Raw genomic sequence first — 16,309 nt, 5'->3', positions numbered from 1 at the left:
ATAAGTTACCGGGCGATCGGCACGAAATTCAGCGCGCGCATCCGCTGCATCACCGGGCCATCCCATTGCGGGGGGCAGGGCTGGGTTCCGATCGCCCAGGCCATGATGTCGACATCCTGTTCTTCCAGCAGCGCCTCGAACCAGTCGAGTTCCTCCAGGGACAGGGTCTCGTGATGTGCGTCGAAAAAGCCGCCGATCATCAGGTCGGCTTCCTTGGTGCCGCGATGCCATGCGCGGAAGCGGAGACGCTTGATACGGGTTTCGTGGTCCATGGGGCTCCGATCGGACGAGATATGGCCCACATGCTCTGGCGGCGCGCGGGCGGAAGGCTATACAGACCCATCTAGTCATGCGTCCCGATATCCTCAATCCGCTGTTCGCCGAGGTCACGTCGCTGAAAGGCGTCGGACCCGGCCTCGCCAAGCCGCTCGAACGCCTGCGCATTGCGCGGGTGGTCGATGTCGCCTTTCACCTGCCGACCGGGCATATCGATCGCTTCCCGCGCGACGAACTGATGGTGTCGGACGCGGGGCGGGTTATTTCCATCCCGCTGACCGTGAAGGAGCACCGCGTGTCGTCCTCCCCTCGCGGGCCGACACGGGTGCGGGCCGAGGACGCAGCGGGCAACAGCGTCGCGCTGGTCTATTTCGGCGGCAATTCGGGCTGGGTGAAGAAGCTGCTGCCGATCGGGGAAACCAAGGTCGTGTCCGGCCGCCTCGACCTGTACGGACAGGATCTGCAGATCGTCCATCCCGATCTGGGCGACAGTAACGAGGACTTTCGCGAGCGCGAGGCCATCTATCCGTTGTCGGAAGGGATCACCTCGCGGCGGTTGGGGGCGCTGGCGGTGCAGGCGGTGGAGCGCGCGCCGGAACTGCCCGAATGGATCGAGCCGGGGTTGAAGGCGCAGCGCGGCTGGCCCGACTGGAAGGACGCGCTTGCTCGGGTCCATGCCGATCCGGCGGACGCCAAGGCGCGCGAGCGGCTGGGCTATGACGAGGTGTTCGCCAACCAGCTCGCCATGACGCTGGTCCGTGCCGATACCCGCAAGCGGCGCGGGCGGGCGCTGAACGGCGACGGGCGTTTGAGAGACATGCTCAAGCTGCCCTATACGCTGACCGGGGCGCAGAGCCGGACGGTGCGCGAGATTGAGGGCGACCTGGCGCAGGACGCGCCGATGCTGCGATTGCTCCAGGGCGATGTCGGCGCGGGCAAGACTTTGGTCGCGGCGATGGCGATGCTGATCGCGGTCGAGGCAGGCGCGCAGGCGGCGATGCTGGCCCCGACCGAAATCCTCGCGCGCCAGCATTATGAGACGCTCCGCAAGACGCTGGCTGGGCTGCCGGTCGAGATCGCGGTGCTGACGGGCCGCGACAAGGGCAAGGCGCGGGAGGCCACGTTGATGGCGCTCGCGGCCGGCGAGATCGACATCCTCGTCGGCACCCACGCCATTTTTCAGGAAACCGTGACCTATCGCGACCTGGCTTTGGTGGTGGTGGACGAGCAGCACCGTTTCGGCGTGGCGCAGCGGATGATGCTGTCGGCCAAGGGCAAGGCGCCGCCGCATCTGCTGGCGATGACCGCGACCCCGATCCCGCGCACCCTGACGCTGGCCAATTATGGTGAGATGGACGTCAGCCGGTTGGACGAGATGCCCCCCGGTCGCCAGCCGATCGAGACGCGCGTGGTGTCCGAGGACCGGCTGGACGAGGTGGTCAATGCGCTGGGCCGCCATCTGTCCGATGGCGGGCAGGCCTATTGGGTCTGTCCGCTGGTCGAGGAGAGCGAAAAGTCCGATCTCGCCGCCGCCGAGATGCGCGCCGAAAGCCTTCGCGCGCGGTTCGGCGAGCGGGTCGGCCTCGTCCATGGCAAGATGAAGCCCGCCGAAAAGGATGCGGTGATGGAGGCCTTTTCGGGCGGCCGGCTGGGCGTGCTGGTCGCGACGACGGTGATCGAGGTGGGGGTGGACGTGCCCAACGCCACGCTGATCGTGATCGAACATGCCGACCGCTTCGGCCTCGCCCAGCTACATCAGTTGCGCGGGCGCGTCGGGCGGGGCGGGGGGCTGTCGCGGTGCCTGCTTCTGCGCGGCACGCATCTGTCGGAGACGTCGCGCGCGCGGTTGGCATTGATGCGCGAGACCAATGACGGCTTTCGCATAGCCGAGGAGGATTTGCGGTTGCGCGGGGCGGGCGAACTGCTCGGCACGCGGCAGTCGGGGGAGATGGCGTTCCGGCTCGCGACGCCGGAGAATATGGCCGACCTGATGCAATGCGCGCAGGATGATGCGCGGCTGCTGATCGACCGGGACGGGGGATTGGAGGCCCCTCGGGGCCAGGCGGCGCGGACAGCGCTCTATCTCTTCGAGCGGGATGCGGGCGTGGCGCTTTTGCGCTCGGGCTGAACGAAGCGTTCCGCCCGGCGTTGGGTCCGCCGATATGGCTGCCATCTTTCCGCTCATCCTCGTCCTGATCGCCGGTATCGGTCTGGCGATCCAGCCGCCGACCAACGCCGCACTGGCCAAGGCGTCGGGGTCGGTGGTGCTGGCGGCGCTGACCTCGTTCCTGATCGGAGCGGTGGTTCTCATGGTCGCCTGGGCGGCGATCGACCGGACTGGCCCGGCGACGCTGAAGGGCGCGCCCGGCTGGGCGTGGTTGGGCGGATTTTATGGCGCGGGGTTTGTTGCGGTCCTGGCCTATGCCGCGCCCCGGCTGGGCATTTCGGTGGCCTTGACGGCGGCGATCGCGAGCCAGTTGGTCGCGGCACTGATCGTCGACCATTTCGGGCTGTTCGGGGTGCGGGTGGAGCCGGTGACGATCGGCAAGGTCGTCGGCGTCGCGCTCGTCATCGCGGGGGCGGTGGTCGTGCGGCGCGGGTGACGGTGGGGCGGGCCCATCGACCGGGACGTACCCCGGCGCAGGCCGGGGTACAGCTTTGGGAAGTGGGGTTGGTTCCCCAACCCCCGTTCAGCCTGAGCGAACTCGAAGGCCTTACGCCCCGGTCAACAGCCCGTGGTTCTTCTTGCCCGACGAAACCTTCACCGGCTCGGCGCCGATCGCGATGACGGCATTCTCGTCCGCCACCTTCTCGCCATCGACGCGCGCGCCGCCGCCCGCGATCAGCCGCCGCGCCTCGCCCTTGGACTTGGCGAAGCCCAGCCCGATCAGCGCATCGACGATGGGGATCGATCCGCCCGTCACCGTAAAGCTCGGCAAAGCCGCACCCGCCGCGCCTTCCTCGAAGGTCCGGCGTGCGGTTTCGGCCGCTTCCTCCGCCGCCGCGCGGCCACGGCACATGGCGGTGGCTTCGTTGGCGAGGATCTTCTTGGCCTCGTTGATCTCCGCGCCTTCCAGCTTTTCGAGACGCGCGATCTCGTCCAGCGGCAGGTCGGTGAACAGCCGCAGGAAGCGGCCCACGTCCCGGTCGTCGGTGTTGCGCCAGAATTGCCAGTAATCGAAATGCGGCAACTGGTCCTCGTGCAGCCAGACCGCACCCGCCATGGTCTTGCCCATCTTGCCGCCGTCCGCGGTGGTGATCAGCGGGGTGGTCAGGCCGAACACCTCGGTCCCGTCCATGCGGCGGGCCAGTTCGATGCCGTTGACGATATTGCCCCACTGGTCCGACCCGCCCATCTGCAGGCGACAGCCATGACGCTGCGCCAGCTCGCGGAAGTCATAGGCCTGGAGGATCATGTAGTTGAATTCGAGGAAGCTGAGCGACTGTTCGCGGTCGAGCCGCAGCTTCACCGAGTCGAACGAGAGCATTCGGTTGACCGAGAAATGCTGCCCCACCTCGCGCAGGAAGGGGATATATTCCAGCTTGTCGAGCCAGTCGGCATTGTCGACCATCACCGCATCGCTGGGGCCGTCGCCGAAGGTCAGGAAGCGTTCGAAGATGCGCTTGATCGAGGCGACATTGGCCTGGATCCCGTCCTCCGCGAGCAGCTTGCGCGCCTCGTCCTTGAAGCTGGGGTCGCCGATCTTGCCGGTGCCGCCGCCCATCAGGACGATCGGCTTGTGGCCGGTCTGCTGCATGCGGCGCAGGAGCATGATCTGCACCAGGCTGCCGACATGCAGCGACGGCGCGGTGGGGTCGAAGCCGATATAGCCGGGCACCACCCCCGACGCCGCCAGCCGGTCTAGCGCGGCGGCATCGGTCATCTGGTGGACGTAACCCCGTTCATCCAGGGTGCGAAGCAGATCGGATGTGTATGCCATAACGACTGGCCGTTACACCGCCGATCCGCGTTCGTCACCCTCCGCCGCGCAATCCGGTCCGTTCCGATCAGCGGCAGACGGTGCGACCGTTGCGCTGGACATAGCGGCAGGGGCGATAGCCCGACCCGGGACCCGTGTAATTGGTATAGTCGCCCTGCGAGCGCGGATCGACATAACCGGGGGTGCGCCGCGCGCGGTCATATTCGCGGGCGATACGCGCCTCGCGCCGGGCACGCCAGTCGTCGCCCCGCCAGCCGCGATCGTCGCGCCATCCCCGACGCTCGCCCAACCGTTCGCCACGCCAATTGCCCTGATCGCCGCGACGCTGATCGCGCCAGTCTCGTCGATCGTCGCGACGATCGCGGTCGCGACGCGGGCCATCGTCCCGCCAGCCCTGCGCCTGCGCGCTGGTCACGGGAAGCGTGGTGGTGGCCGCCACACCGGCCACGGACAGGCCGATCACCGCGAAAATCCGAAGCATCCTCTTCATACGCCAACTCCCGGGGGCAACGGCCCCATGATCCTTGCCAACCTATGGCAGGCCGCGGCGTTCCGAATCCTGAACCGGCTGTTAGCAAATGTTCAGGAAGGCGGACGGGGGATCAGCGTGACGGCAACTGGCTGAGCGGGTCGACGGGGGTGCGGCCACGACGCAGTTCGAAATGCAGTTCGGGCCGGTCGGCAAAGCCGGTCTGGCCGGACAGCGCCAGCGTCTGGCCGCGCTTCACGCTCTGCCCGCGCTGCACCAGCAGCTTGGAGGCGTGGCCATAGACGCTGGTCCAGCTTCCGCCATGCTTGACGATGACGAGGCCGCCCAACGCCGCAATCCCGTCCCCGACATAGGCGACCACGCCGTCGGCCGTCGCCTTGATCGGCGTGCCGGTCGGCACCGCGATCTTGATGCCGTCATTGCGCTCCCCGCTGGAGCCAGCGCCGAAACGCTTCATGATGCGGCCTTCGACCGGCCAGGCAAAGCCGGAGTTCAGGCGTGGCGGCGCCGCGACGACGGCGGTCGGCGGCAGGACGCGGCGTGGCGTTGGGCTGGGCCTGGCGGGGGCCTGATTGGTGGCGAGCGCGGGTTCGCCGCCGGTCAGGATGTCATCGACGTCCAGGGTGAAGGCCGCCGCCCGCTCGGCCGCGGTGCTGGCGGGCGCACCCATCGGTGTACCGGGGATCAGGATGCGCTGGCCCGCCCGCAGGACAAAGGGCTCGGTCAGTCCATTGGCCTCGACGATGCGCGACCATGGCACACCATAAGCGCGCGCGATCGCGATGCCGCTTTCCCCGGAGCGGACCATATGGAAGCGCCCGGCGGGGATGATCAGGGTCTGCCCGGCGCGAATGACATAGGGCGGCGTCAGGTTGTTGGCGCGTGCGATCGCCTCGGACCCGGCACCACTGCGATCGGCGACGACGCTCAATGTGTCGCCCGGCCGGACGACATAGGTCGAACCCGCAATCTCGCGCGCATCGGGCGTGACGGGACGGATTTCCCAGGACGGACGCGGGGCGGGCAGCGACGATACCGGCGTGCGCCCCGCCGGGGCCTGTGGTGGCGTGTCGACGACAGGCCGGGGAAGGGGCGTGCGTGGTGTCGTTCGCGCTGCCGTTCTGGCTGGGGTGGTGGCACCCGGACCGACCGGGACCGATCGGCGGATCGGCGGGCGGGCGGTTGTCGACGGGGGCGTGCCCGTCATCGGTTGGGGATGGGGCGTCGCGATCGGTGTCGGCGATGTCGCCGGCACAGGATGCTCGACCGGAGCGGGGGACGCTGGAAACGGATCGGCGGGGCGGGTTGGTGGCTCCATGTTCGGAATACAGCCCGTCAGGAGGCATCCGATCCCGATGATCCCCACAGTCCGACGCACGTCAGAAACCCCCACGCCTAACCCCCACCAGAGCGTATTCAGCAATATGCGGCGTTAAGCATAGCAAGCGATCCCGCGTGCGTCAGGTCGAGATGCAGCGGCGTGACCGCGATGCAATCCTCGGCGATTGCGTCCAGATCGGTGTCGACACCCGGCTGGTGCGGCAGGCGGCCGAGCTTCAGCCAGTAATAGTCATAGCCCCGCGGATCGCTGCGCCGCTCGAAGGTCGCGCGGCCATAATCGCGCATGCCCTGGCGGGTCACGCGAATGCCCTTCACCGCCTCCGGTGCGACGGGCGGGAAGTTGACGTTCATCAGCGTGCGGGGCGCGAAATCCAGGTCGAGCAGCGGACGCAGGACGCGCGCGCCCCAGGCCTCGGCCGTGGCGAAGGACACGCCATCGCCCAGTCCCTGCGCCGCGTAACGCTGGCTGAGCGCGATCGAACGGATGCCCGCCATCGCGCCTTCCATCGCGGCGGAAACTGTCCCGGAATAGAACACGTCCTCACCCAGATTGGCGCCGCGATTGACGCCGGACAGGATCAGGTCGGGCTTGCGGTCCGCCATGACCTCGCCCAGCGCCATCAGCACCGAATCGGTCGGCGTGCCGGTCACCGCGAACCGCCGATCGCCGAATTGCCGCAGGCGCATCGGCCGGGTCAGGGTCAGCGAGCGGCTAGTGCCCGACTGGTCCTCGGCGGGCGCGACGATCCAGACATCGTCGGAGATCGTCGCCGCGATCCGTTCCAGCACGGCGAGGCCGGGCGCGTGATAGCCGTCGTCATTGGTAAGCAGGATGCGCATCAGCGCGGCTCCAGCACCGCCTGTCCGCCCAGATAGGGACGCAGCACGTCCGGCACCACGACCGAGCCATCGGCCTGCTGGTAATTCTCGATCACCGCGACGAGCGTCCGGCCGACCGCCAGCCCCGAACCGTTGAGCGTGTGGACGAAGCGCGTGCCCTTGCCCTCGGTCGGGCGGTACCGCGCCATCATCCGCCGTGCCTGGAAATCGGTACAGGTCGAGCAGGACGAAATCTCGCGATAACGCGCCTGTCCGGGCAGCCAGACTTCCAGGTCATAGGTGCGCGCCGCCGAGAAGCCCATGTCGCCGGTGCACAGCAGCATCCGGCGATAGGGCAGGCCGAGCGCTTCCAGCACGCCCTCGGCGGCGGCGGTCATGCGTTCATGTTCGGCGTCCGACTGGTCGGGGGTGGTGATCGACACCATCTCCACCTTGTCGAACTGGTGCTGTCGGATCAGGCCGCGCGTGTCGCGCCCCGCCGCGCCCGCTTCGGACCGGAAACAGGGGGTAAGAGCGGTGAAGCGCAGCGGCAGTTCCGCCTCGCTCAGGATCGCCTCGCGCACGATGTTGGTCAGCGAGACCTCGGCTGTCGGAATCAGCCAGCGGCCATCGGTGGTGCGGAACAGATCCTCGGCGAACTTCGGCAACTGACCGGTGCCGAACGCCGCCTCGTCACGGACCAGCAGGGGCGGCTGGACCAGCTCGAAGCCGTTCTCCTCCGTCATCTTGTCGAGCATGAACTGGCCGAGCGCACGCGACAGCCGCGCCATGGCGCCGCGCAGCAGCGTGAAGCGCGCGCCCGACAGCGCGACCCCGGTCTCGAAATCCATGCCCAGCGCGGGCGCAATCACGTCATGCTCTCGCGCGGTGAAGGCGAAGACCGTCGGCTCGCCCTTTTGATGGACAAGGGCATTGTCATTCTCGTCCGCGCCTTCCGGCACGTCGGCGGCAGGCAGGTTGGGAATGGCGGCCAGCGCGGTGTTCAGTTCGGCCTCGATCGCCCGCTCCTGTTCTTCCAGCTCGGGCAGACGCGCCTTGATCGCGGCGACCTCGTCCATCAACTGCTGCGCCCGCGCCTCGTCGCGTGCCGCCTTGGCCTGGCCGATTTGCTTGGACAGGTCGTTGCGGCGGGTCTGGGCGGCCTGTGCCTCGGCGATGATCGTGCGGCGGCGTTCGTCGACCGCGATCAGCGTGTCGGCCTGGGGGGAAGCGCCCCGCTTGGCAAGCGCGGCGTCGAAGGCGGCGGGGTCGTCCCGGATCAGGCGAATGTCGTGCATGGGGGCGAGGCTATGGCCTTCGCTCCGCCGTCACGCAACCCGTGGCGAAGCGCCCGCGTTACTCTGTTGCACAATCAAGGAGATACGCGATGCATGTCCCGCATAACAGCTTCGTGCTGGTCGTCGATGGCCGCAAGAGCCTGTTCTTCCGTAACGAAGGGGATGCCGAATATCCCAATCTGATGGTCGAACATGCGGTCGAGCACCCCAATCCCGCCGACCGCGACCAGAAGACCGACCGTGCCGGCTCCGCCTCGTCGACGCAGAGCGGTGCGGGGGCCCCCGCGATCGCGCAGGGCGGGTCGAACCAGGCGGGCGGCGGCGGCCAGGGGGCGCAGTTCGCGGCCTCGCGCGGGTCGATGGGGGAAACCGACCATCACCAGCAGGAGGAGGATCGCTTCGCCGCCGAGACCGCGGAGATGCTCAAGCGGCGGGCGCTGGCGAATGAATTCGAATCGCTGATCGTCGTCGCGCCGCCCAAGACGCTGGGTGAACTCCGTAAACATTACCACAAGGTGGTCGAGGACCGGCTGATCGGCGAGCTGGCGAAGGACCTGACCGGCCATCCCGTGCCGGAGATCGAGGCCGCGCTGCAGAAGGCGTGATGCCGCCCCCCGGCGGCGGATCAGACCTTGCTGGCGAGCCGCCGCCGGATCACCAGCGCCGCCGCCGCGCTGCCGAACAGCAGGACCATCGGTGGTGCGGGAACGGGCGTCGTCGGAGGCGTGTCGTTGCCCGACGAAGAGGCGCTGCTGGCAGAGGATGCGCTCGACGCCGAGGACGCGCTGGAGGAGGATGAACTGGCCGACGAGCCATTGGACGACCAGCCATTGCTGCTGGAACTGTAACCGCCCGTCGACGTGGAAGAGGCGCTCGATGAGCTGACATCGCCCGAAGACGAACTGGTCGAGGAGACATTGCCCGAGGAGGATGTGCTCGACACATTGCCGGAGGACGACGTGCTGCTGACGCCGCCCGTCGAGGTCGATGAGGAAGAACCACCCGATCCACCCGATGACGAGGTGCTCGAAACATTGCCCGACGACGATCCGCCGGAGCCGCCCGAGGCCGATGAGGTGGAGGTGGAGCCGCCGCTACTGGTCGAGGACACGACGATGCTTCCGCTCGACCCGCCGCTCCCCCCGAAACCGAAGCCGCCCCCGAAGCCACCGCCCCATCCCCCGAAGCCGCCGCCCCAGCCACCGATCACGGCGGGGATATAGCCGCCGCCGGTCGCCAGCGGCGGATCCGATTTGGGCAGGGGAATCGGTATCGGCGGATCCTGGGTCGTCACGGTGATGACGGTCGGGGGCGGGGTCGTCGTCGTCGTGCGGTGTGTTACGAGGGGGCGGACCAGCTTTGTGGGGCGTGCGCGATGGACGATGCGCTTCTTGACCTTGGTCTGCTTGATCAGGGCGGGGCGCTTGGGGCTTTCGACCATATGAACGGCGCCGCCGCCGATCACGGCTCCGCCAGCAGCACATGCCGCGAGCTTCGCCAAGGCCATTCGAACTGACATCCCAACTTCCTCAAACGGTTCGGCAAAACGGCCCTGCCGCCGCGCCGCCCAGACGGTTTTTGCATAGTTGTCTTATTATTCCATTGTCGAAAATGGCTTAACCTCAAAGACAATTGTTGGTGCCACCCGTTCAGTATTGGGATTCGGGTGCGCATCGACGTCAAGAATTTACCGCTCCGGGGGGCTTTGGGGCCTCATGCCCCGGGGAAAGCCCGTTGGCCTCGCGCCGCCGATCGAAGGGGCGCCGCCGATCCAAAGGGCCCAGGTTGCCATTTTCGACGATCGGGTAGGGACAATCCTTTGCAGCGCCCGATTTCGGGCATATCCCGTTCGCCTCGCAATATTATTATGAAAATCTCGATAACGACGAAATGCCGGTCGCTTGCGACAAGCGGTGGCACCGGATATAGGCGCTCTCGACCATTAGGGGGCGGCCCCGAGGACTTGGTGCCGAACGTCGGACCGACGGGCCCTTTGGGAGAGTGGTATGGCGACGGTGTTTAATCGCGTGACGGATTCCACCGGCCCGGATGAGGCCAACGATATCGACGAGAATTATCGTCCGAGCCCGGACGAGCCGTTCATGAACGTGAATCAGCAGGCCTATTTCCGGCGCAAGCTGATCGCGTGGAAGGAATCGATCCAGCGGGAGGCGCAGGGAACGCTCTCCCAACTCCAGATCGATTCGCTGAGAGAGCCCGATCTGACCGATCGCGCGTCGAGCGAGACGGACTGGTCGATCGAACTGCGAACCCGTGATCGGCAGCGCAAGCTGATCTCCAAGATCGATGCCGCGCTGCGCCGCATCGACGAAGGCGAATATGGCTATTGCGAAGTGACCGGCGAGCCGATCAGTCTGGGACGGCTGGAGGCGCGCCCCATCGCGACCATGACGGTGGAGGCGCAGGAACGGCACGAGCGCAACGAAAAGGTCTCGCGCGACGACTGAAGCCGCATGGCCGAGGCGGATCGTCGAACGATCGGCGGTCCGCCCGGTGCATCCTGTCGTTTTTCAAGGCTCCGCCCGCCGATGGGCCGAGCTGAATTTCCTTCCGTGTATTAAGTAAATCGAAATGAGCCGGGGCGTAACGCGTGATCGCTCTGGAACTTAGATTACCCACGGATGGCGATATGAGCGCGACGGATCGCGATCCCGGCCAGGAGCCGGAAATGTCGAATGACGAACTGGATGATAGCCAAAGGACGGGGCAGCGCGACAGCCTGCTGCTGATGGCGCCCATGACGCTGGCCGACGAAACCACGCCGCGCGATGTGCGCGTGCGCAACATCTCCGAGGGCGGATTGATGGCGGAACTGCCCGTCGTGGTCGAGATCGGCACGCCGGTTCGGATCGACCTGCGCGGCGTGGGCTTGGTCAGCGGGCGGATCGCCTGGTGCACCTCCGGGCGGGTGGGTGTCGCCTTCGATCGCGTTATCGATCCCAAAAAGGTGCGAAAGCCGGTTGGCGGGGGCACGTCGACGCCCGATTATGCCAAACCCCCGGTCACACCAAGAACGCGTCCGTTCAGCCACTGATCTTTTGGCACGGTCCGGTCCCGGACCGACCGATACTCCACCGGATCATCGTCTCCATTCCTCGCCGTGAGGGGGAGGAGCGCGAGCGTGTCAGGTGTGGGGGGCGATCGGGTCTGGAGCCCGGACGGGGGGCGCTGCGCGATCAAAAAGGCCGCGGCGGGCCGGATGACCCGCGCGGCCGACATGATCTGTGGGCTCCTCCTACAGGCCCTGAATCTCTTCCTTCAGCCTGAGCTTCTGTTTCTTGAGATCCGCCAGGATCAGCGCGTCGGGCACGGGACGCTGCGATTCGGCACTGATGCGCCGATCCAGCGAGGCATGCCGGGTCTCCAGGGCTGTTTGATGCGCCGTATGCATAGGGCTTCAACCTCCTGTCCGTTGTTTTGGGGTGATGAGTAAATCACCAAACGCGTCGGATGTCCCCATGCAATTTCTGTGGAATCGACCGACCGAGCGATTTGGCGCGACGACGTGCAGGTGCCTCTCGCCGCGACCGGGACGGCTTGCTAGAGGAATGTCCGGGTGCCGCGCATCACCGTGTCGGCGGATCGAAAATGAGGGCAGTATGGACGTCACGCTGGCACGCGCGCGGATCGACATGTTGCGCGTGGAGCATCGCGATCTGGACGATGCGATTTACGCCCTTTCGCAGGCACCGACCCCCGATCAGTTGCAGATCGCCCGCCTTAAGAAGCGCAAGTTGCGACTGCGTGACGAACTGGCGGAGCTCGAAGACCGGCTGATTCCCGACATTATCGCCTGATCCTGTCGCTTCCGACAGGCTCGTAACGGGACAGGTACCGCCATGAGCGGCCCTTGTCTGGATGATGAGAGACATGCGACCGATAAGGCCATGCTGTGCGCCACTTTCGACTCTCCGTTCCAATCGAAGCTGATCGACGGCCTCTATGCCGAGGCGATGGTGCTGGCGGAGACGGCGCGCGACTATTTCGACGGTATCGGCCGTGAAGAGCGCGAACAGCTCGACCCGGTGAGCCGCGTGGCCTTTTCGTGCGAGTCGCTGAAGGTCACGACCCGGCTGATGCACGTCATCGCCTGGGTCATGACGCAGCGCGCGGTGGAAGCCGGGGAGATGGACTGGTCGGATGCCCGCGATCCGATGCGGCGACTGGGGTGTTCCCCCGATTCGGACCCTGCGATGGTTGCCGCGCTGCCCGACCGGGCGCAGTTCCTGGCCCAGGCGAGCCTGGACCTGCATCGCCGGGTCGAGAGGCTGGATCAAATCTCCGATGCCGGTCGCTTGAGTGCCAGTCCGGTGCAAATGCTTCAGGCCCGGCTCGGCAGCGCCTTCTGACCGGCCGCCCGCTGCGGCTTCAGAGCGACAGGCGCGTGCGGGCCGCGGTATATTGGCGGGCCAGTATCGTGATGCGATCGGCAACGGGCAGGATCGCGTCGATCGCGCCAATGCCCTGGCCTGCGCCCCAAATGTCGCGCCAGGCCTTGGCCGCCTGGCCGCCGCCGAAATTCATATGCGCGGCGTCGCCCTCGGGCAGGTGATCGGGGTCGAGGCCCGCTGCGATGATAGAGGCGCGCAGATAATTGCCGTGTACGCCGGTGAACAGGCTGGAATAGACGATGTCGCCGGCCCGCCCCTCGACCACCGCCTGCTTATAGGCCTGGGCGGCATTCGCCTCGACCGTGGCGATGAAGGGCGAGCCCATATAGGCAAGGTCCGCGCCCATCGCCTGTACCGCCAGGATCGCATCGCCGGTCGCGATCGCTCCTGCCAGCGCGAGCGGTCCGTCGAACCATTGCCGGATTTCCTGCACCAGCGCGAAGGGGGATAGTCGCCCAGCATGGCCACCTGCCCCGGTCGCCACCGCGATCAGGCCGTCCGCGCCCTTGTCGATGGCCTTGCGGGCGAAGCGATCGTCGATCACGTCGTGCAGCGTGATGCCACCCCAGGCGTGTACACCGGCGTTCACGTCCTCCCGCGCGCCGAGCGAGGTGATGACGATCGGCACCTTCCATTTCGCGCACACCGCGAGGTCCGCCTCAAGCCGATCGTTGGAGCGGTGCACGATCTGGTTGACCGCGAAGGGTGCCGCCGGGCGATCGGGATGGGCGCGGTCATGTGCTGCCAATGCCTCGGTGATCCGATGCAGCCACTCGTCGAGCAGGCTCGCCGGCCGCGCATTCAACGCCGGGAAGGAGCCGACGATCCCCGCCTTGCACTGCGCGATTACCAGATCAGGGTTCGAGATGATGAACAGCGGCGACCCGATGGCGGGGAGGGTCAGGCGACTCAGGATGGGGGGCAGGTTCATGGCTTGACGATAACGTAAACGTCAAGCCTGTCCAGACCGTCGCCCCATTCTGGCGTGTAACGTTATGACATGCGCGTCAGTTGCTTTGATCGGACGAGGGCTTAGAGATTTGCCCATTCCTTTTGAAAGGCGTTGTTTCCCATGAAGTTTGCGTTTCCGGTCCTTCTGGGCCTGACCGTCTCCACCTCGGCACTGGCGGCGGGCCAGTTGCCGCAAACGGTGGCGCCGGTCCTGTATGACATCACGGTGCGGCCCGATGCCAAGGCGATGACCTTCTCCGGGCAAGAGACGGTGGACGTCGATGTGCGCCAGGCGACGGCGACCATTGTCCTCAACGCCGCCGAGTTGACGGTCACCGCCGCGACCTTCGATGGCAAGCCTGTGCCCTTCGCGCTGGACAAGGCCGCGCAGACGCTTACCCTCACGCTGCCGCAATTGGCCTCGGTCGGTCGGCACAAGGTCGGCCTTGCCTGGACCGGCACGATCAATCGTTCCGCCAACGGCCTGTTCGCGATCGACTATACCAATGCCGACGGCACGCCCGACCGGATGCTGGCGACCCAGTTCGAAGCTCCCGATGCCCGCCGTTTCGCCCCGATGTGGGACGAACCCGCCTTCAAGGCCCGATTCCGCCTGACCGCCACCGCGCCCAAGGGGCAGCGCGCGATCAGCAACATGCCCGCCACCTCGATCACCAGCCAGGCCGATGGCAGCCAACTCTATCGTTTCGACGAGACCCCGGTGATGTCGAGCTATCTGCTCTATTTCGGCTCGGGGAATCTGGACCGCAAGACGGTGGAGGCGAGCGGCGTCCAGATCGGCGTCGTCAGTCGCAAGGGGGTTGTCGATCAGGGCGACTATTCGCTGGGCGCGGCGACCAAGCTGCTGTCCTATTACAATGATTATTTTGGCACGCCCTATCCGCTGCCCAAGATGGACATGATCGCCGGGCCGGGCTCCAGCCAGTTTTTCGGCGCGATGGAGAATTGGGGCGCGATCTTCTATTTCGAGAATGAACTGCTCTTCGATCCGCAGGTCATGTCGGAGAGCAACCGCCAACGCATCCACACGGTCGTCGCGCACGAGATGGCGCATCAGTGGTTCGGCGATCTCGTCACTCCGCGCTGGTGGGACGACCTCTGGCTGAACGAGGGTTTCGCCTCGTGGATGGAGGGCAAGGCGTCGAATGACCTGAACCCGAGCTGGAAGGCCGCCGCGGCCAGCATCGCGGGCGAGCGCGAGTCCGCCATGGGCATCGACGCGACCGCCGCGACCCATCCGATCATCCGCAAGGTCGATACGGTCGACCAGATCGGCGAGGCGTTCGACAGCATCACCTATCTCAAGGGGCAGGCGGTGATCGGGATGCTCGAATCGACGCTGGGCGCGGACACGTTCCGCAAGGGCATCCGCGCCTATATGGCCAAGTACAAATACCAGAACACCGTCACCGAACAGCTTTGGGAAGAACTGTCCAGGGCGTCGGGCACCAATGTCGCGACGATCGCGCACGATTTCACGCTGCAGGGCGGCGTGCCGCTGATCACGCTGCAGGGTTCGCGCTGCGAAGGCGGCAAGACGGTCGCGATGCTGTCCCAGGGCCGGTTCGGGCTCGATGAAGCCTCGAAGGCGCCGCAGACCTGGCATGTGCCGATCCGCGTGGCCACCATCGGCGCCGGTGGGAGCGAGACGAGCGCGATCGTCACCGGCGCGACGCCCGCGCCGGTCAGTGTCGGCGGCTGCGGTACGCTGGTCCTGAACCGGGGCAAGGGTTCCTATACGCGGGTCATGTATGATGATGCGGGCCATGCCGCGATCGTGCGCGATTATGCCAGGCTGTCGCTGGAGGACCGGCTGGGGACGCTGGGCGATGATTATGCGCTGGCGGCGGGCGGTTATCAGGACCTGAGCCGCTGGTTCGACCTGATGGCGCAGGTCTCGCCCGAGGCCGATCCGCTGGAGTGGCAGACGGTGGCGGGCGAATTGTCGCGCCTCGACGGCCTGTACAAGGGCACGCCGCTCGAAAAGCCGCTGCGCGCCAAGGTCGCGGCGATCCTGTCGCCGGTGCTGGCCCGCATCGGGTTCGAGGCGAAGCCCGACGACAGTGCGCTCGTCAGCAATCTGCGCGAGACGCTGATCGGACGGCTGGGGGCCAGCGGTGACGCCATGGTGGCGGCGCGGGCGCAGGGTTATGTCGCGGCGCTCGCCAAGAATCCCGATGCCATTCCGGCCCCGATCCGCCAGCCGATCCTGGCGACCTATGCCACCCGCGCGACGCCGGCCGAGTGGGAGAAGCTGCTCGACCTCGCCAAGGCCGAGCGCAATCCGGTGGTGAAGAACCGCTATGTCTCGCTGCTGGGCTTTGCCGAGGACGAGGTTGCGGCGCGTCGGGCGCTGAACCTGCTCAAGGGCGACACCTTCACCCCGCCGCAGCGCGCCGCGCTGCTCCGCTCGGTGGCGGGCGCCCATCCCGACATGGCGTTCGACTGGGCGGCGGCGAACAAGCCGCTGGTCGACAGCTTCCTGGAGGAAAGCAACCGTTCGACCTTCATCGTCGGTCTGGGCGCGGGATCGAACGATCCGGCCATGCCCGGCAAGATCGAGCGCTGGGCCGCCGCCAACCTGCCCGAGGGCTCGCGCGGTGGGGCCAAGCGCTCCATCTCGCAGATCGCGGTCCGCAAGGCGGTTGGCGATCGCCTGAAGCCTGCCGTCGAGGCGTGGCTGGCTCGCTGACCAGGGTTCGGCTCTGCCCTGCCACCACCGGGCGTCGGCTTGGTGATGGCGGGGCAGGGCGAAGCGAA

Annotated in this window: 19 protein-coding genes; 11 read left to right on the top strand and 8 right to left on the bottom strand. The window is 66.7% G+C overall.

The genetic code is table 11. The annotated features are described in order from the left end of the window. Window positions 1-5 precede the first annotated feature (5 nt). Entirely contained in the window at window positions 6-272 is a 267-nt protein-coding gene (locus ABDV78_RS08155; protein WP_007404480.1) for a succinate dehydrogenase assembly factor 2, read from the bottom strand. A gap of 77 nt (window positions 273-349) precedes the next feature. Here ABDV78_RS08155 and recG point away from each other — a divergent pair, with 77 nt between their 5' ends. Both recG and ABDV78_RS08145 read left to right on the top strand, forming a co-directional pair. After that, the gene (gene recG, locus ABDV78_RS08150) at window positions 350-2,404 is read left to right on the top strand and encodes an ATP-dependent DNA helicase RecG (RefSeq protein ID WP_343526874.1); all 2,055 of its coding nucleotides are present in this window, start codon (window positions 350-352) and stop codon (window positions 2,402-2,404) included. Window positions 2,405-2,438: 34 nt separating this feature from the next. Then, the gene (locus ABDV78_RS08145) at window positions 2,439-2,879 is read left to right on the top strand and encodes a DMT family transporter (RefSeq protein WP_343526873.1); all 441 of its coding nucleotides are present in this window, start codon (window positions 2,439-2,441) and stop codon (window positions 2,877-2,879) included. A gap of 111 nt (window positions 2,880-2,990) precedes the next feature. Here the strand turns inward: ABDV78_RS08145 and tyrS are convergent, their stop codons facing one another. The 5 genes from tyrS to serS form a co-directional block, all read right to left on the bottom strand. Beyond that, window positions 2,991-4,217: a tyrosine--tRNA ligase gene (tyrS, locus tag ABDV78_RS08140; RefSeq protein WP_343526872.1), complete on the bottom strand. Its 1,227-nt coding sequence runs from the start codon at window positions 4,215-4,217 to the stop codon at window positions 2,991-2,993. A gap of 67 nt (window positions 4,218-4,284) precedes the next feature. Continuing rightward, window positions 4,285-4,707, bottom strand: coding sequence for a hypothetical protein (locus ABDV78_RS08135; RefSeq protein WP_343526870.1), 423 nt, complete (start codon window positions 4,705-4,707; stop codon window positions 4,285-4,287). A gap of 112 nt (window positions 4,708-4,819) precedes the next feature. Next, window positions 4,820-5,914, bottom strand: coding sequence for a peptidoglycan DD-metalloendopeptidase family protein (locus tag ABDV78_RS08130; protein ID WP_343526869.1), 1,095 nt, complete (start codon window positions 5,912-5,914; stop codon window positions 4,820-4,822). Window positions 5,915-6,123: 209 nt separating this feature from the next. Continuing rightward, complete coding sequence (surE, locus tag ABDV78_RS08125) at window positions 6,124-6,888, bottom strand: 5'/3'-nucleotidase SurE (RefSeq protein WP_343526868.1); 765 nt, start codon at window positions 6,886-6,888, stop codon at window positions 6,124-6,126. Next, window positions 6,888-8,165, bottom strand: coding sequence for a serine--tRNA ligase (serS, locus tag ABDV78_RS08120; protein ID WP_343526867.1), 1,278 nt, complete (start codon window positions 8,163-8,165; stop codon window positions 6,888-6,890). Before serS ends, surE begins: the two co-directional genes overlap by 1 nt. 89 nt (window positions 8,166-8,254) lie before the next feature. On the opposite strand from serS, the gene ABDV78_RS08115 reads away from it, so the two are divergent. The 6 genes from ABDV78_RS08115 (at window position 8,255) to ABDV78_RS08090 (ending at window position 11,220) form a co-directional block, all read left to right on the top strand. Beyond that, window positions 8,255-8,770, top strand: coding sequence for a host attachment family protein (locus tag ABDV78_RS08115; RefSeq protein ID WP_343526866.1), 516 nt, complete (start codon window positions 8,255-8,257; stop codon window positions 8,768-8,770). A gap of 27 nt (window positions 8,771-8,797) precedes the next feature. Next, on the top strand, window positions 8,798-9,013 hold the full coding sequence (locus tag ABDV78_RS08110) for a hypothetical protein (RefSeq protein ID WP_343526865.1): 216 nt from the start codon (window positions 8,798-8,800) through the stop codon (window positions 9,011-9,013). A 12-nt stretch (window positions 9,014-9,025) separates the two neighbouring features. Then, complete coding sequence (locus tag ABDV78_RS08105) at window positions 9,026-9,388, top strand: hypothetical protein (RefSeq protein WP_343526864.1); 363 nt, start codon at window positions 9,026-9,028, stop codon at window positions 9,386-9,388. Between the two features lie 152 nt (window positions 9,389-9,540). After that, window positions 9,541-9,681 carry a hypothetical protein gene (locus ABDV78_RS08100; RefSeq protein ID WP_343526863.1) on the top strand — a complete coding sequence of 47 codons (141 nt, stop codon included), beginning with the start codon at window positions 9,541-9,543 and terminating at the stop codon, window positions 9,679-9,681. Between the two features lie 490 nt (window positions 9,682-10,171). Further along, a complete protein-coding gene (gene dksA, locus ABDV78_RS08095) occupies window positions 10,172-10,633 on the top strand; it encodes an RNA polymerase-binding protein DksA (RefSeq protein WP_343526862.1) in 462 nt (153 codons plus the stop codon). Window positions 10,634-10,815: 182 nt separating this feature from the next. Beyond that, on the top strand, window positions 10,816-11,220 hold the full coding sequence (locus ABDV78_RS08090) for a PilZ domain-containing protein (protein WP_343526861.1): 405 nt from the start codon (window positions 10,816-10,818) through the stop codon (window positions 11,218-11,220). Between the two features lie 201 nt (window positions 11,221-11,421). Here ABDV78_RS08090 and ABDV78_RS08085 read toward each other — a convergent pair whose 3' ends face one another. Beyond that, window positions 11,422-11,577 carry a YdcH family protein gene (locus ABDV78_RS08085; protein ID WP_343526860.1) on the bottom strand — a complete coding sequence of 52 codons (156 nt, stop codon included), beginning with the start codon at window positions 11,575-11,577 and terminating at the stop codon, window positions 11,422-11,424. A 208-nt stretch (window positions 11,578-11,785) separates the two neighbouring features. Here ABDV78_RS08085 and ABDV78_RS08080 point away from each other — a divergent pair, with 208 nt between their 5' ends. Together ABDV78_RS08080 and ABDV78_RS08075 are read left to right on the top strand one after the other, a co-directional pair. After that, a complete protein-coding gene (locus ABDV78_RS08080) occupies window positions 11,786-11,983 on the top strand; it encodes a DUF465 domain-containing protein (protein ID WP_343526859.1) in 198 nt (65 codons plus the stop codon). Window positions 11,984-12,073: 90 nt separating this feature from the next. Beyond that, window positions 12,074-12,535, top strand: coding sequence for a DUF1465 family protein (locus tag ABDV78_RS08075; protein ID WP_343526858.1), 462 nt, complete (start codon window positions 12,074-12,076; stop codon window positions 12,533-12,535). Window positions 12,536-12,554: 19 nt separating this feature from the next. On the opposite strand, the gene ABDV78_RS08070 is transcribed toward ABDV78_RS08075, so the two are convergent. Continuing rightward, a complete protein-coding gene (locus ABDV78_RS08070) occupies window positions 12,555-13,508 on the bottom strand; it encodes a nitronate monooxygenase family protein (RefSeq protein WP_343526857.1) in 954 nt (317 codons plus the stop codon). Between the two features lie 141 nt (window positions 13,509-13,649). On the opposite strand from ABDV78_RS08070, the gene ABDV78_RS08065 reads away from it, so the two are divergent. Further along, window positions 13,650-16,241, top strand: coding sequence for a M1 family metallopeptidase (locus tag ABDV78_RS08065; protein ID WP_343526856.1), 2,592 nt, complete (start codon window positions 13,650-13,652; stop codon window positions 16,239-16,241). Window positions 16,242-16,309 lie beyond the last annotated feature (68 nt).

Origin of the sequence: Sphingomonas sp., from assembly GCF_039594485.1 — a bacterium.
Classification (GTDB): Bacteria; Pseudomonadota; Alphaproteobacteria; order Sphingomonadales; family Sphingomonadaceae; genus Sphingomonas.
This window is presented reverse-complemented; position numbering and strand designations above follow the sequence as displayed.